This is a genomic window from Gemmatimonas groenlandica (genome assembly GCF_013004105.1).
GTDB lineage: Bacteria > Gemmatimonadota > Gemmatimonadetes > Gemmatimonadales > Gemmatimonadaceae > Gemmatimonas > Gemmatimonas groenlandica.
The window spans coordinates 4,546,957-4,563,255 of the sequence record NZ_CP053085.1; the positions used below are offsets into that span (position 1 = coordinate 4,546,957).

Consider the following 16,299-nt stretch of genomic DNA (forward strand, 5'->3'; position numbering starts at 1 on the left):
CGTGTGCTGTAGCCGCCGAGTCCGATATGCCGCGCTGTCTGTGCTGACGTTGCTCGTGTCGGCGTCGTCGCACGTGCAATCTCAAGCCCAGACGCGCCGCTGCCCGCAGTTCGCGCGGGTGCCGGGCTACGGCGCGTGCACGAACATCGCCGGCAACAAATGCGGCTTCTGCACGTACCGCTGCAACGACGAGACCGTGGTCCGCTGGAACGTGTGCGGGGGATAGTCGCGCGCGCCTTGCTCCCTTGCGCGCTTTCTGTGGGTGTGCTGGCATGTGATCGCACGGAGCCAGTGAGCGACGAGGCCTCGACAGCCCTCCGGGCGGCCATGGCGACGCGCACGATCTATCCGGCGAAGCGCGAGGAGTGGCGCACCGACATCACGGAGCACACTGACAGCACCATGGTGCCGCTCGTGTTCCGGGCCGGTGGTACTACGGTGGCGCTATTGCAGGCGTCGCCGATGCGCATTTCACTGTTCGAGCTGAATCGGCGCGGGATGTTGCTGGCCACGCGCCCGGCGCGGATCGACTCGGTGCTCAACGCGGCAGTGCCGCGCGACATCATCGCGCCTACCGAGTTGTCGCGTATCACCGACGATGGTCAGGTCGACGTCATCGATAGCGCCACCAGCACACTGGTCCGCGAGTCGATCGGCGGCTTCATGTTCCGTCGCGAGCTCCCGTTGCTGCGCGGAGGCAGCGGTCGCCTCTGCACCCTGTCGCCGGCCACGCTGCTGCATGTGCGCACGTTGGGGCAGCGGACCGCGCTCGAAGCGTTCACCCTCACGGCGAACCCGAAGGACGACGCGTTGGTAGGTCGGCATCGCTTGAAGGTTGATCCATCGTCGCGACTGCGGTGGGGAAATGGAGACGCGCGGCGGTGTGTGTTGCTCACCGATCATGAAGTGCTGATCGTGAGCGCGCCCGCCGACCCGAGCACCGGAGTGTCGCCGCAACTCACCACGCTCCGAGCGCCGGGAGACTCGGGGCCGCCACCGACCATCGAGCGTTTTGGCCGTGCGACCGACCGCACGCGCCTGCGGCAACCGTTCATCGTCGATGCCGCCATCGTGGACGGCGGATTCGTGGTGCTGGTGGGACTCGAATCGGACACCCAGGGGCGCGTGCTCGACTATTACGACGAACGCGGACGGTATATCCAGAGCGCGATGCTCCCGTTCACGGCGTCGGCGATGTCCGGGGCCGGGCCGCGATTTCTGGCGCTGCATCAGGACGAGCGCTATCGCTGGTGGATCTCGTCGTGGCTGACGCCAATGGCGGCGCACGGTGCCACCGCGCCGCCGGAGCCGCGGCAGCTCGATGACGCGCCGGAGCGTCAGCTGTTCGCGCGGCCGCGTGCCCGCTAACCCACGACGTCAGTTTGGCCTATGCTTCCTGTTCAGGCCCGGCTTCGCGCTGCTCGCGCGCATCGGCATGCCGATGCGTGTGACGAGACGCACGACCGAAATCCCACTACCTCATGGATCACGGAGCAACACTATGAGCTATCGCAGCGTCGTCGCGGTCGCACTGCTTGTTGGATGCGGTGGGGGTGATCCAGGTAGGGACCAGCCGCTGTTTACCGTTTCCGTCCAAAGTCCCGTCGGCGGAACGTTCACGGCAATCCAGCGGAACGCATTTGGGGCCGGTGGTGGGAGTAATGAAAGTTTTCGCGGCACCGGTGCCTTTCAGGAAGTTCTCCGCAGCGCCTCGTACGGTATGGTCGATACGTCGTGGCAGGAGATTCGCGGGACATTCACCGGCGCCTCGCTGGTCGTTGGATTCGGTACGCGCTTGTACGGCGGTGGAGCCGGCGCCGACATCGGTGCACAATCAGGCTCGCTGCAGAGCGTTGACGGTCCGCTGCTACAAACGTCGTCGTGCCAGATACGGTACGGACCGAGTAATGCCGGGGGGTCGACTTACAGCGTGAGATTCCGATACACCGCCGATCGCACCAAAATCTGTAACCAGCCGTAGAACGCACGCAAACGGCGCCACCGCGCCGCTCTACGGCCGCCGCTTCGACCCCGCCAGCACGCGGTAGTACTCCTCGACCAGCGCGCGATATTCCGCCGGTGCGGCGGCACGTGCGCCCGCCGCCGGCCGACCATCGGCGCCCAGTCCCACCGAGCGATACAACGCGAACTCGAAGTTCTTGAGGCGCTCGAGCATCGCGGTCTGCAGTTGCTCGAGTCCCTTCGGGTCACCGAACGCACGGCTGTTCTCGAGTTGGCGCAGCCCTTCGATGGCGCGATCGAGTTCGCGCGTGTCCACGCCCTGGGCCGCCGCCTCGCGGCGGAGCCCTTCGGCGTTCTCACGACGCAACCGGAATTCGCGCGCGAACTGTTCCGGCGTGCCCGCCGGCATCATGCCGCCGTCGTTGCCGTTCGGCGACGACTGCCCGGAAGGCATGCCGCCATTGGGCGTGCCACCGGCCCGCGGCGCGCCGTTTGAATTGCCGCCGCGACCGCCGTTGGCCTGTTGGCCGCCTTGCTGGCCCTGACCCTGTCCTTGGCCCTGCCCCTGCTGCTGGCCTTGGCCCTGTCCCTGCTGACCCTGCCCCTGCTGTTGACCCTGTCCTTGCCCCTGCTGGCCCTGCTGCCCCTGCTGGCCCTGCTGGCCACTCTGCTGGCCTTGCTTCCCCGGTTGGCCCTGCTGCCCTTGCTGGCCGCTTTGCTGCCCCTGTGCGCCCTGCTGGCCCCCTTGCTGGCCTTGTTTGTCGGCCACGCGGTCCCGCAGTGACTCCAAACCCTCCACGAGCGCCCGCGTGCGCTCCAGCGTGCGTTCCTGCGTCCGCGCCGCCGACTCGCCCGACATCGCGCCCGTGGCCGCCCGCAGACGCTCCGCCACGTCCTTCAGGTTCTCGCCGATCTGCCCTTCGAACTGCGACGCGTATTCCGCCGAGCCGCCGCGAATGACCTGCTTGCTGAAGTCGATCTTGTCGGCCACCCGCGTGTCGCGAATCGTTTCCGCCGCTTCGCCCAGCTTGCCCGCTGCCTTGGGCTGATCGCGCCGTGCCTCACGCGCCAACCGATCGGCGTCGGCTTCCAGTTTGCGCACGTCGTTGCCAAGCGCGTCCTTCTGCTCGCCCAACTTCCGCTGCTGTTCGTTGCGCGTGTTCGGCGCCGCACCCGCCATCGACTTCACGCCCTCAGCGATCTCCTGCTGACGCGCTTCCAGATCCCGCGCGCGCTCGGCCAACTGCTGCACGCCACGATTGAGTTCGTTGGATCGCGTGCCCTCGAGATTGCGCGCCGCCCGGTTCAACTCTTCCAACGCCGCGCTGCCCTGCGCCGCCGATCCGCTCGACGCGCGACGCATCGCGTCAGCCGCCTGCTGCAGTCGCTGCGCCGCGTTGGCCAGTTCGGGGTTGTTCTGCTCGCGCGACAAGCGCTCCAATCTGCGTGCCTCTTCTTCCGCCTGACGCGCCAACTCTCGCTGCGCGCCGCTGTTGGCCGGCTGTCCCTGCTGGCCTTGCTGTCCACCCTGCTGGCCGCCTTGCTGTCCGCGGCCACTGCTCGATGCGGCACCGCCACTGCTGCCCGACGCGCCGCCGCTCTGCTGCTGCCCCAGCCGCTGGCGCATGGCCTCAGCCTGACGCTGCATGCGCTCGTTCTCCTGCTGCTGACGCTGCGCGAGTTGCCGCAACTTCTCCAGCGTTTCGTCGACGGCCTGCTGCGCACTCTGCTGCGATTGCGACTGCTGCTGCACGGCCTCGTACTGATTGCGCAGCTTGTCGTTCTCGAGCTCGAACAGGTCAGCCAGGTCTTCGGCCTTCTGACCGCCACCACCACCACCACCGCCGCCTCCCCCACCACCGCCCATCTGTACCTGCACGTCGCGGTACAATGCTTCGGCGCGCTGCAGATGCTGCAGCGCCTTCTGCTCCAGTGGCAACGCGTCCGTGCCGCGTCCACGGCCCAGCTGTTCTTCGGCCAGCTTCATCGATGCCGCCGCCGCTTCGGTCTCCACGCGGATCTTGGCAAACATCGTATCACCTGCCGCCAGGCCGCGCTCTTTCAAACTGGTCGCCAGCTTCGTCACCTCTTCGCGTAGTCGTCCTTCGGCAATCGTCAGCGTGGTGATGTTCTCGCGACGCTTCTTGTCGACGGTGCTGCTGCTGTCACGCAGCCAGTTGAAGGTGCCGGCTACGACTTCCTTCTGCCGCGCCACGAAGCCTTCGGGCGATTCGCCCTGCGGACCGCCACCGCCGCCGCCGCCACCACCCTGCTGTTCGGCCTGACGATAGTCCTTCGAGAACGGACGCACTTCGAGGAAGTACACATCGCTGCTGCCGGTGTGGCCCGACCCATCCTTCGCCACGGCGTGATACGCCACCAAGTCGCCCGGCACCAGCGACATCTCCTCCAGGAACAGCGTGTGCGCGGCGCGAGCATCCCGCGGCCGGCGCGTCGTGCTGTCCTGCATCACGATGCGCTTCTCGGCGCCACCGTTCACGCGATAGCGCAGCTCCAGCGCGACCACACCCAGGTCATCGCTGGCCTGCACAGCCACCGTGACTTCATCGGTGTTCGAGGCCTTCGTATCGCGTCCCGGCTCCTCGATCGTGACACGCGGCCCGCGGTCAGGAATCGCATCGATCACGTACTCCACCGAACCGGCCACCGTGGTGCCGTCCGTGGTAATCAGATCCACGTGATAAAATCCGCTCTTCGCCACCTTGAAACGACCGGCTACGGCGCTGTCGCCTTCGATGGTCATCGGCGCCGTGGTGCCATCGTCGAAACGCAGTACGCCGCTCGCGACTTTCCGCGTCACGTTGGCGTGCACCACCACCGTCGTCCCCACGATCGCGGCCACGTCACCGCCGTCTTCCACATGCTCCGCCGGCATGCCGCTGTACGCCGGGAAGTTGAGATCGAGCGACACGTTCGACACCGCCGGCAGGTCGTTCACCGTGAGCTTATACGTCGGCGACCGTACGTCGGCCGACTCGACGTAGTATTCGGTGGGCTTCGTGATATCGAACAGCCGCGAGCGGAAGCGCGACGAATCGGCTTCGGGGCTCATCGGGAGGCGCTGCCACTCACTCGCCGAATCGCTGCGGAACACCAGCTCTGCGCCGTCCGCAGCGAAGCCAATCAGCGCCGCATGCACTTCAATGGCGCCGCCACGAGGCACCGCCACGTTGCCCGGCTCGATGTTGAGCGCACGCACCGGCACCGCCGCTTCGGCCGTACCAAAGGGCACGAACAACAGCTTCGCGCCTTCACGCAAACGCGCCGGACCGGCCACGAACATCAGTGCCGCCACCGCGGCCACACCACCCAGCATCTGCCCGGCGCGCACCATGCGCGGACGCTCCAGCGCCGCACGCTGCTGCAGCGGCGCAATCGCCGCGCTCGCTCGTGACATCAACCGCGCCGACAACGCACCCGACTGACGCTCACTTTCCGGCACATGCGCTTCCTGCACCGCCGTGATCAGCGCCTGCTTGAGTTGCGGGGCACGCTCTTCCACGTACAGCGCAAATCGTTCGTCACTGGCGCGCCGCGTGAGTGGCAGCACCAGTCCGCGGATGAACGCTGCCGCGATCAGCGCGTAGCCGATCACGCGCGCGATGATCGGGGCTCGTCCGTCACCACTGAACACGGTGAGTACGAGCATGGTGGCCAGCACGGCCAGCAGCACCGATGCCCCGATCCACACGAGCGACTCGAGGAGAATGCGCTGGCGCCACTGGCGGCGGAGCGCGCCGAGTGTGATGAGGAGCTGACGGTCGGGACTCATGTGGGGCTCCGGTCGGAAGCGGACACGGGAGGAACGGGACGGACACGTCGGGCCACGGCACGCCATCCGCGCGTGGCCATGATGGTTTCGACGACCAGCACCAGCGCGACAATGATCAACAGTACCCGCCACGGATTCTGACGGCGCTCCAGCTCGGCCGTAGTCGGCGGTGCGTTCGACGCCATCGTGCCGGGCTCGGCGTCTCGCACGCCCAGCAACAGCTCGGTGGTGTCCATGGGAGTGAGCTCGGATTCACTGGCCGGCGCATTGGCCGCCACGCGACCCACGGCGGCCCCGGTCGCACTGACGGCAAACGCTTCGTACAGCCCGGCATCGGCCAGCGGTACCGCCGTGCCCAGTGAATCGGCCCGCGGGCGCAGCAATGTGCCATCGGGCGCGCGCACCACCGGATCGTTCACCGACGGCGCCAGCGACCAGCTCTCACTGGTAGCGCGCCACAACGGCACGGCATCACGCCCGGACGTGTGCAGCACGAGCTGTCGTACGAACGGCAGGAACGCCGGCTGCAGCGGGAAATCACTGCGCTGCGCATCGAGCGGCACGGCGAGCACGACCAGACGGCCTTCGCCGAGGCGCTGTTCGAGCACGGCGGGGAGTCCATCGTCGAAGCGCGCCAGCACATCCACCTGGCCGACAAGATCCACCCGCGGATATCGCAGAAAGCGCACCGAACTCAACGCATCGGGGACTTCGCGGAACGGGGTGAACAGCGGATGCTCGATGCGCACATCGCGCAGCGTACCGCCGCGATCGGCCAACCGGTCGGACAGTCCGCTCATGCGCACCGGCAGCAGCGGCAAGTTGTCGCCACGCTGGGTCGCGAGTCGCGACCCGGCGGCGATCACCACGCCGCCGCCCTTGGTGATGTACTCCTGCAGCGCCGCCACCGATGACGCCGACGGCAGCATATCCCAGAAGACGATCAGGCTCGTGCGGGCCAGCGCCTCGCGGCTCACGGGCGCCGAAGCCAACCGATCGATCTGAATGGCAGGAGCGGCGCCGATGGCGAGTGCGCGCTCCATGAACAGCGCTTCCCCGGCCGCCCCTTCCGACGGCGACACCAGCGCCACGCGCACGGCGTCGTCGCGCGGCACCACGGCGTGCAGCGTGTCATCGGCCACCAACGCATCGGCCTCAAGCGACACCAGCAACGCGACCGCGTCATCGGGCGCCGGCACCGGCGCAAACGTGACCACGGTTTCGCCGTCGGGCTGTAGCGACACATCACTGCTGGCCGCGTCACGGCCATTTACCGTAAGACGCGCCTTCACCATGCGCGCCGCCGGCAGCTCGTGCGACTGCACGCGCGCCTTCACCGCCAGCAGCGACCGCGTGCCATCCAACACCCGCCGCGCCTCGACGACCCGCACGGCACTGTTGGCGCGCACCGCCGCACCCACAGGAATGCTGCGCAACTTCACCCCGGCTGGCAGATCGATGCCGGCAATGCCGGCCGCACCGGCTCGCTGCAGGTCGGAAATCACGATGATCTCTGCCGCCGCAAATGGCGCATCGAGCAGCATCTGGCGCGCCGTGCGTAACGCCGGTGCCAGTCGCGTGCCGCGCGACATCGGCTTGAGCGTGGAGATCGCGGCGATCGCCTGCGTCTTGTCGTCGCTCAGGCGCTGCAACACTTCGGAGGCATCGTCGTACGCCACCACACCCACGCGATCGCCGGCGCCGAGTGCGTTCACCACGGCCCGTGCGGAATCGAGCGCCCGTGGCCACACACCCTGGTAGCCCATGCTGAGCGAGCGATCGATCACCACCACGACCGCCTTGCGACGCGTGTCGCCGCCGGTGGCGGTACGGTCGGTGAGGACGGGGCGCGCGAAGGCGAACACCAGCGCCGCCACCGCCAGCGCACGCAACAGCAGCAACGGCCAGTCGGTGATGCGCTGACGTTGCGACGTGCGGATAGGCAGCTGCTCCAGGAACATCAGCGACGGGAACCGGTACGGCCGGTCCTTGTCGCGATGCCGCAAATGCATCAGCAGCGGAATCGCCAGTGCGGCGAGTCCGGCCAGGAATGCAGGAACGAGAAATCCGATGCCCATGCGCGAGTCAGCCGGTTAGTTGATCGTCAGCGTACCCGACTGCGGGCGAGCCGCGCGTCGAGGTAGGCATGGAGGGCACGGTCGAGAGGTTCGCTCGTGTCGAGACGCACGTAGTCAGCACCGGCGCTGGTGAAGCGCTCCTGCAACGCCGCGTGGTGCGCCGTAATCAACGTGTTGTACTTGTCGCGCAGCTCGCCGGGACGCAGCGGTAGCAGCGCGCCACTCTCGGCGTCTTCAAACGTGGCCGGCATATCGCCCGGTAACTGCTTCTCCGCCGGATCGACCAGGTGAAACACGATCACATCGTGCCCGCCCATGCGCAGCGCGGCCACCGCGCGTCCGAGCGCTTCCGGCTGCTCGTAGCAGTCGGTCACCAGCACCACGATGCCCGTGCGCGTGGTGAGATGCCCGATGCGGCTGATGGAGTGCACCAGCCGGCTCGGCCCCGCCGCCTTGGCACGCGCCAGCGTATGCAACAGCAGCTGCAGATGACGCACCGAAGGCGGCACGACATCCACCAGCTCTTCCTTGAACGTGGCCAGTCCGATGCGATCACCTTGCGACTTCGACAACCACGCCAGCGATGCAACCAGAAAGCGCGCGTAGTCGAACTTGGTAACCGCCCCGCTGCCGAAGTCCATGCTGCCCGACGCATCGAGCGCGAAGATCACCCCGGCGTTGGTGTCGGCGTCGTACTCCTTGATGTAGAACCGGTCAGTACGGCCGTACACGCGCCAATCGATGCGACGCAGATCGTCGCCGGGCTGGTACGAGCGATGTTCGGCGAAATCGAGCGACGAACCTTTGCGCAACGACCGGTGCTGACCATGCATGAAGCCGTCCACGACCGTGCGCGCCAGGAGCGCGAGGTCGGAGATACGCGCCAGCATGGCGGGATCGAGAAAGGACGCGGGAGCGGTGGCCACGAATCGCTCAGAGCGACGAGCGTGGAAGCGGTACACTCTCGAGCAGACGCCCGATGAGCGAATCGGTGGTCACCTTCTCCGACTGCGCCGTGAAGTTCACCAGCACACGGTGTCGCAGCACCGGACGCGCGAGCGCCCGCACATCTTCGAAACTGGCGCTGGCCCGGCCCTGCAGTAGCGCCCTCGCCTTGGCACCCAACACCAGCGCCTGCGCCGCGCGTACCGAGGCGCCGTACGACACGAACTGCTTCACGTAGTCGGGCGCGCCTTCGCCCGGGCGCGTGGTGCGCACCAGCTTCACGGCGTACCGCGTCACGGCATCGGCGATCGGCAAGCGACGCACCACGCGCTGATAGGCCAGGATCTCTTCCTTCGACACCACCGACTGCACCGCTTCCGGCGGCAGCGAGGTGGTCGACTTCACCACGGCCACTTCGTCCTCTTCCGGCAGGTAATCCAGCATCACTTCCAGCATGAAACGATCGAGCTGCGCTTCCGGCAGCGGATAGGTGCCCTCGAGTTCGATCGGGTTCTGCGTGGCGAACACGAAGAACGGCTTGTCGAGCTCGTAGGTGCGTCCCTGCACGGTCACACGACGCTCCTGCATGGCTTCCAGCAGCGCGGCCTGCGTTTTCGGTGGCGTTCGGTTGATCTCGTCGGCCAGCAGCACGTTGGCGAACACCGGGCCGGGCATGAAGGCAAGTCGACGCTGGCCGGTTGCCGGGTCGTCCTGAATCACATCCGTGCCCGTGACATCGCTGGGCATGAGGTCGGGCGTGAACTGGATGCGCGAGAACTTGAGGTCGAGCGCACGCGCGAGTGTAGAGATCAGTAGCGTCTTGGCGAGACCGGGGACACCGACCAGGAGACAGTTGCCGCCGGCGAAGAGCGCGATCAGCGCTTGCTCCACCACGACGTCCTGACCGACGATGACTTTGCGAAGTTCGCTCGCGATGCGTTGACCGGCGCCCTGCAGGCGGTCGGCAAGGGCGCCGTCGTCGAGACGGTCGAGTTCAGACGTGGATGGGGCCGGAGCGGTCACCTGGTTCCTCTGAGGCTAGCGGGTCAACGCGTAGATGATGTAGTTCACGCCGAGCTTGTACGCTTCGTTCGACATGTCGAGCGGGAACATCCCTGTGTCAGAGAACTCCCAGTACTCGGACAGGTCGTTGTTGTAATTCGCGATCGCCAACAAGCGCTTCTTCGGATCGTTGTCCTCGAACACGCCGTAGAACACCGACTTGTAGCCGCGGTAGATCGGATGCTCGTAGTCGAGCGTCTTGATGCGGTAGAACGAGTCGAAGATCGGATGCTTCAGGTCCATTTCGATGAGCCGGGCGTTCGGCAGCACCTTCTTCATGGCGCTCTCGAAGTTGATCCAGTGATCGCCGACAAAGTCGTCAAAGATGATGAAGCCGCCCTTCGCCAGATAATTGCGCAGTCCCAGCGCTTCAGCGTCGTTGGGACGCCAGAAGCCCGGTTCGGCCATGTAGGCCACCGGGTACTTGCCAAGCTGCGGGTCGTCGAGCGTGAGAATGTTGCTGGCGTCGATGCGCATGCGCGTGCTCGAGAGCTCGCCTACGATCTTGGTGAAGTGCCGCTCGCCCCGTGGATAGTCGTGGCTCCACGGAATGTCACGGCCACCGCCCCGGAATCCGCCACCGCCAAACTCGGGCATCTGATACTTCACGCGCACGAAGGTCTGCCGGCCGTCGTAGGGCACGTTGGGCAGGAACGCCGGCTGCTGACCGCGCCGCTGAGCCTGCGCGGCGTGCGACGGTACCAGTGAAGCCAGGAACAAGCCGCCCAACAGCACGGCGCGAGGGAGTGACATCATTTGCCGCGCAGCTCCAGCAACAGGGCCTGTGCCTTCTCGAACGACGGGGCCTCTTCGAGTACCTGCAATAGCTCACGACGCGCGCCCGCGATGTCACCGGCATCGCGCAGCGCGCGGGCCAGCTCAAAGCGTGCATCGAGCACGTCGGTCGGCCCCATGGCGATGATGGCCCGACGCTCCAGCACAGCTCGTGCGCGATCGCCCTGTGCGGCACTCAGCGTGGCCATGCGCACGTGCACCGTGGGGTCGTACGGCCAGATCCAGTTCAGCCGGTCGAGCGCGCGAATGGCGCCGGCCTTGTCGCCGCGTGCCTCGCGCAGATCGGCCTCCATCATGTTCGCCTCCCACGCCGTTTCGTTGCGGCTGGTGACCTGCTCAACCAACGAGAGCGCGCGCGCGGTGTCGTTGGCCGCCCGCGCCATCTCCGCCAGATACCAGGCCGGACCGTCATCGCCGCCGTACTCCGGGAACATCGCTCGCGCCTGCTCGAACAGCGCTCGAGCAGCTTCTCGATCGCTGCGCATTTTCGAGGCGGCTTCGCGCATGGTGGCCACGAACTTCCCACCACTGCTGTCGTTCGGTGTCGCCCCACGAACAGCCGCGATGGCCAGCGCGAACTTGCGCTGCGTGTACGCCTCGAACTCCGCATCGATTTGCAGCGGCGTCTTGCCCAGCACCTTCTGGAACACACCGGGCGTATCCATGCCGTCGCGATAGGCCTTCAGCATGGCTGGCAGCGCCGCCGCACCACGCGAGGCTTCCACCATTTCGCAGAACAACGACGCTTCGTAGTAGCTGAACTGCGTCTCTTCGGGGAAGCGCGGTCGCAAAAATCCGTCGCTGAGCTGACTGATGGGACGCAGTTTGCTGTTCGCCATTGCGATCACGTACGACACCGTCGCGTCAGCGCCCCAACCGCGGCCCACACGCCGCTCCTCGAGCACCGAGAGACCTTCCGACAGCCATCGGGGCACCCGATGGTCCGACGCGCCCAGCGTAAACGCGTGAGTGAGCTCGTGCCACGCCGTGCTGCCCCAGTTGAACTGACCCTTTTCGCGCCCATTGGGCGTGTCCATGGCCAGCAGGCTGCCGAAGCTCACACCCAGCGCGCCGAGTCCGGCCAATCCCACGGTCCGCACCGAGAAGTCGGCGTGATAGCGGTAGAACTCGAGCCGGATGGGCGTAGGCGGCTTGTAGCCGTACCGCACGGCCAGCGAGTCATAGGCCTGCTCCAGCAGCGGCACGATGTACAACGCCAGCAAGTCCGCTTCTTCCGCCGGCGCGACGACGCGAAAGCGTCCGTGGTCGATCGTACGGAACGCCTTCATCTTGTCGAGCAGGTCGAGTGTGTTCTTGTGCCACAGGTTGAACGGATCGAGCGCGAAGGCGCGCTCCAACGCGGCACGGCCGGCCTCCATCTGCCCGATGCGCAACTGATTCGTGCCCAGCACGCCATAGGCCGGCACGTAGAGCGAGTCGTAGCCCGTCGCGCGCTTGGCGAGCGCCACCGCTTCGGTATACCGCCGTTGCCGCACCGAAGCCTCGGCCAGCTCCGTGTAGAACTGCGCCGGCGCCGGCTGCAACGCGGTCACAGCCGCCAGAGCTTTACGAAACGTGGCGCTGTCGCCGTTCAGGAACGCCATCGAGCCCAGCACCGACCAACCGGCGCTCGACGTCGAGTCGGCATCGATGGCCCGTTGCGCGTACACGCGCGCCGAATCGTACGACTCGGCGTCACGATGCATCTTCGCCACGAAGGCCAGCGCATCGGCATAGCGCGGTTCGCTCGCGATGCTCAGGCGCGCCGTGGCCATCGGGTTGCCCTTGCCCTCGAATTCCTCCACCCGTGCCATCGCCAGCAACGCCTTTGCATCAGTGGGAGAGCGACGTAGGATGCCCTCGAAGGACAATCGCGCATCGGGCGCGTTGTACTTCTCGAGGAAGAGCTCACCGGCGCGCAACTGCGCGTCGACGTTGCTGGAGTCGGCCGCCGTGGCGCGATCGAACGCCGCCAGCGCCGAACGCACCGCCTGCGCGTTCCCGATACCGAGCAGCACGTAGGCGCGACCGGCCGAGAGATACTCGTCGCTGTTGCGCGCGCCGCCCTGTTCGTACGCGGCGGTGATGCGGCTCGCGCGCTGCGTGGCATCACGGCGATCGCCGCGACGCGCCGAGGCTTCGGCAGCGGCGATCTCAGTGGCCCAGCGATCGGGGCCTGGCACTCGCGGGGGGAGCGGTGCTACGCGAGCCGTCGGCTGCGCGGCGGCGCGATCCTGCCCACACGCCACCATCGGCGCCAGCATGGAAGCGGCCGCCAGCATATACACGGACCGCTTCACTTGCCACCTCCCGCTGCACGGATTGCCTTGGTCTTCTCGGCCAACGCCAGTAACAGCCGCTCCAGTTCCGCGTCGTACGCGTCAGCCGTCATCGTGGCCTTCTTCGTGCGCAGCGACGCGACTTCCGACTCGAGGGCCTGGCGCTCGGCGATCAGTGCGGCGATGCGTGGATCGGCCGACGCCGCGGTCTTGCCGAAGGCCACACGTGAGGCCAGGAGGGAGTCGCTCACCAGCGCGTGCTCGGTCTGCATGCGGTTCGAGCTGGTGTACACCTTGCCCACTTCGGTGCGGGCGAAGCGGAACACTTCGAACACGGACAAGCGTCCGTCCTTGTCGGCATCGGCGGCGTCGAGGCCCAATCCGCCGGCGAAGTACTGCAGGAATACCGACTCGTTGCGCTCGTTCGACGTCTTGGTCGCTGTCACGACCACGCGATTCGGCGCCTTGAGTGCCGGCACGAAATCGCCGCTACCGGTGGCGGCATTCACGAACACCACCTGCTGCTTGGCAAAGCCACCCAACCACGACGCATACTCGGCCGCCGTGGCGTCAGGACCGGGCAGGTTCACCTTCGATTGCGCGCCTTCACCGCTGCCGTGGCCCATCAGCATCACGAAGAGCACATCGCCGGGCTGCACTCGTGACGACAAGCGCAGGAAAGCCTGCGAAATATTCTCCCGCGTGGAGCGCCCCGACGACAGCGCGGTGCGTACGGAGTCTTCGGTGAGCACGATCAAACTGGAGTCGCTCACGCCCCAACGGTTCTTCGCGGCATCTCGCGCGGACTGCGCCGACGCTTCGAACGAGCGCTTGAACTGCGGTTCACCCGACAGGCCGATCACGAGCAGCACATGAGTGCGCTGCGCCTGCAGCGGCGCGGCCAGAAGCGCAGCAAGCGGCAGTGCTACGGCCATCGCGAGCGCCGCGTGTACCATGACTTTGCGAAGGCGATGCATCATGCCAGTTCTCATGCCAGTCCTCTCCATCTCCGGTATCCCCACTCCGCGCCAAGCAGCAGCGCCACCAACAGGAATACCGCAGGCATGTCCCACAGGTCCTTCGCTTCGCGTACCGTCACGCCGGCTTCGGTGAACACGGCGTCTTCCGCCAGCTGCCCGGCATCGGCCAGCGGGTAGTAGCGACCACCGGTCTCTTCGGCGATGCGGCGCAGCAGCGAGGCACGCAGCTCAGCCTGCGCTACATCGGCGCCGCGCTCGTCCACCAGTAGCGAACTGGTGGCCGTCTGCACGGAATCGCGACCGCGCGTGGCCACGGCATCGATCACGTAGCGGCCGGTGTCCGTGGGCGTGAAGCGGGCGGTGTAGGTGCCGTCCTCGCGTAGCGTCCACTCCAGCGGCACCGTCTGTGCGCTGCCGGTCGGCGACGTCACGGTCACGGCGACCGTCGCGTCATTCACGTCGGTGAAGAACGGCGTGCTCACGCGGGCGCGCAACGACACCGGTTCACCCGGTGCCACGCGCGACGGTGAGGCCATGATTTCGAATGGCGCCGGGGCTTCTTCCACTATCCAACGCACGAGCTGACGCCACAGCGTCTGATGCGTGACGTCTTCGATCGGAATCGACGTGTCCATCTTCCACAGCCAGCTGTCCTGCACGCCGAACACCGCACTCATGCCGCGCCCGTACCGTTGCCAGGCCAGAATCGGCACATCGCTGCGGCCACCCTCGGCCGTGCCGGCCAATAACATGGTGGCACCCGCGCGCAGGGCGCCGAGGCGATTCACCGTGGTCAGTGCCGGCAGCGAATCCCAGCGCGAGCGGGACGACGCCAGTGTGGCGCGTAGCTGCAACGCCGCGTGCACTTCACCGGCGCGCGTGGGGCGCACCATGACCGGTGTGGCCGGACCGTCCACATTGATGCTGCCGGCGGAAATCGTAATTGGCAGCACGTCGGCCAGCGGCGTGCCGGCGTAGCCACCTTCCGACAGCGACGCACGACCACCGAGCACCATCAGACCACCACCGCGCAGGCTCACGAAGTCGGCGAGCATGCGCAGTTGCTCGGTGGTGAAGAACGACGCCTCGATGCTGCCCAGGATGATCGCGCGATAGCCGAACAGCTCTTCGCGGCTGGTGGGGAAGCCGCCCAACAGATCAAGACTGTCGCGCACACCGAGACGCAGGAACTTGCGTTCAGCGCTGCGCATGAGACCGACCACCTGCACGGCGCTGTCGTTCGCGACCGCGCGGCGCAGGAACGCGAACTCAGGACGCGGCTCGCCTTCGAGATACAAGATGCGATCGGGCCCGGCACGCACTTCAATGCTCGTCTGCCACTCGTTGTTCTCCGTCACGATCTCCGTGGGCAGCGCCTTGGCGCGCACGGCAATGCGATGCACCCCCGGATCGAGCGGCGGAATGCGGAAGCGCACGGTGGTGAGATCACCCTTCTCGCCCACGCGCGCGGCCTCCGTGGCGACCACGCGACCGTCGGCTTCGACCGTGATCGGCACCGGATCACGACCGGCGCCACGAATACGCACGTCGGCTTCGACCACACTCGAGGCGCCGGCTAGTGTACGACGAGGCGCCTGCACGCGTTCGATCGCGACGTCACGCTCGAACCGCTCGGTGCCCACGCCCACCGTGAATACCGGCACACGACGCGCGCGCAGCGCCAGGAGCGCGTCGTCGAGCGAACCACTGCCGTTGTCGGCGCCATCGGACACGATCACCACGCCGGCCAGCGGCATGCCGTTCAAGTCTTCACGCACATCGTTCAACGCCTGCGCGAGATCGGAGCGCGTGCCGTTCGACTTGAGCGCAGCGGCGCCGGCAATCGGCGAGGCATCGGCGGCAAAGCGAAAGCGACGGATCGCGAACTTCTCGGCCAGCTGCTTCGACAGTGCGCCGGTGTCGGCGAGGGTGCGCTGCAACGCGGCGGTGCGCGTGCTGTCGCCCACATCGCGAATGCGCATACTGCGCGAATCATCCATGAGGACGGCAAGCACGTTGCGCTGCGGCACCGCTGATGCGATGACGAGGCCCGGGCGCAACAGGCAGCCGATCACCAACAACACGGCCGCCGCGCGCAACGTGGCGAGTATCGCGCGATCCGCAGGACGCAAGGTGCGCACACGCGCATACGCTACGATTACCACCAGCAACACGATCGCCGCGGCGGCGATCACGAGCATCACGGGCACGACTGGTGCCATTACCAGATCACCCCGCGCAAAGACACGCGGAGGATACTTGAAGAGCAGGGTAGTGATGGATTCGAACCAGTTTCCCACGGATATAGTCTGGGCGGGGGCGGGAGCGAGGTCGGCGTGCCGGTCACGCCGACAAATAGGACACGGTGCAGCTCACGAGAGTGCACCTTCGGGCACGAAGCGTCT

The 16,299-nt window shown here is 66.7% G+C and carries 9 protein-coding genes; 1 reads left to right on the plus strand and 8 read right to left on the minus strand.

The genetic code is table 11. From position 1 onward, the window contains the following. The first annotated feature begins 327 nt into the window (after positions 1–327). Positions 328–1,368, plus strand: a complete 1,041-nt coding sequence (locus HKW67_RS19520; RefSeq protein WP_206044505.1) for a hypothetical protein — start codon at positions 328–330, stop codon at positions 1,366–1,368. 643 nt (positions 1,369–2,011) lie between these two features. Here the strand turns inward: HKW67_RS19520 and HKW67_RS19525 are convergent. The 8 genes from HKW67_RS19525 to HKW67_RS19560 are packed head-to-tail and all read right to left on the minus strand — an operon-like array spanning position 2,012 to position 16,116. Beyond that, positions 2,012–5,755 carry a DUF4175 family protein gene (locus HKW67_RS19525; protein ID WP_171226983.1) on the minus strand — a complete coding sequence of 1,248 codons (3,744 nt, stop codon included), beginning with the start codon at positions 5,753–5,755 and terminating at the stop codon, positions 2,012–2,014. Further along, entirely contained in the window at positions 5,752–7,833 is a 2,082-nt protein-coding gene (locus HKW67_RS19530; protein ID WP_171226984.1) for a vWA domain-containing protein, read from the minus strand. The genes HKW67_RS19525 and HKW67_RS19530 overlap by 4 nt, the downstream gene beginning before the upstream one ends. Positions 7,834–7,859: 26 nt before the next feature. Beyond that, on the minus strand, positions 7,860–8,759 hold the full coding sequence (locus tag HKW67_RS19535; protein ID WP_171226985.1) for a DUF58 domain-containing protein: 900 nt from the start codon (positions 8,757–8,759) through the stop codon (positions 7,860–7,862). 7 nt (positions 8,760–8,766) lie between these two features. Further along, entirely contained in the window at positions 8,767–9,801 is a 1,035-nt protein-coding gene (locus HKW67_RS19540; protein WP_171226986.1) for an AAA family ATPase, read from the minus strand. Between the two features lie 15 nt (positions 9,802–9,816). Further along, positions 9,817–10,596 (minus strand): DUF4159 domain-containing protein, encoded by a 780-nt coding sequence (locus HKW67_RS19545; RefSeq protein WP_171226987.1) that lies wholly within the window; start codon positions 10,594–10,596, stop codon positions 9,817–9,819. Continuing rightward, entirely contained in the window at positions 10,593–12,935 is a 2,343-nt protein-coding gene (locus HKW67_RS19550; RefSeq protein ID WP_171226988.1) for a tetratricopeptide repeat protein, read from the minus strand. Before HKW67_RS19550 ends, HKW67_RS19545 begins: the two co-directional genes overlap by 4 nt. Then, a complete protein-coding gene (locus tag HKW67_RS19555; protein ID WP_171226989.1) occupies positions 12,932–13,894 on the minus strand; it encodes a caspase family protein in 963 nt (320 codons plus the stop codon). Before HKW67_RS19555 ends, HKW67_RS19550 begins: the two co-directional genes overlap by 4 nt. 8 nt (positions 13,895–13,902) lie before the next feature. Next, positions 13,903–16,116: a glutamine amidotransferase gene (locus HKW67_RS19560; RefSeq protein WP_171226990.1), complete on the minus strand. Its 2,214-nt coding sequence runs from the start codon at positions 16,114–16,116 to the stop codon at positions 13,903–13,905. Positions 16,117–16,299: the final 183 nt, after the last annotated feature.

Excerpts from the sequence above, each read along its gene's own strand:
- HKW67_RS19520 (WP_206044505.1), top strand. The coding sequence starts at position 328 with ATGGCGACGCGCACGATCTATCCGGCGAAGCGCGAGGAGTGGCGCACC.
- HKW67_RS19525 (WP_171226983.1), bottom strand. The coding sequence starts at position 5,755 with ATGAGTCCCGACCGTCAGCTCCTCATCACACTCGGCGCGCTCCGCCGC.
- HKW67_RS19530 (WP_171226984.1), bottom strand. The coding sequence starts at position 7,833 with ATGGGCATCGGATTTCTCGTTCCTGCATTCCTGGCCGGACTCGCCGCA.
- HKW67_RS19545 (WP_171226987.1), bottom strand. The coding sequence starts at position 10,596 with ATGATGTCACTCCCTCGCGCCGTGCTGTTGGGCGGCTTGTTCCTGGCT.
- HKW67_RS19555 (WP_171226989.1), bottom strand. The coding sequence starts at position 13,894 with ATGATGCATCGCCTTCGCAAAGTCATGGTACACGCGGCGCTCGCGATG.
- HKW67_RS19560 (WP_171226990.1), bottom strand. The coding sequence starts at position 16,116 with ATGGCACCAGTCGTGCCCGTGATGCTCGTGATCGCCGCCGCGGCGATC.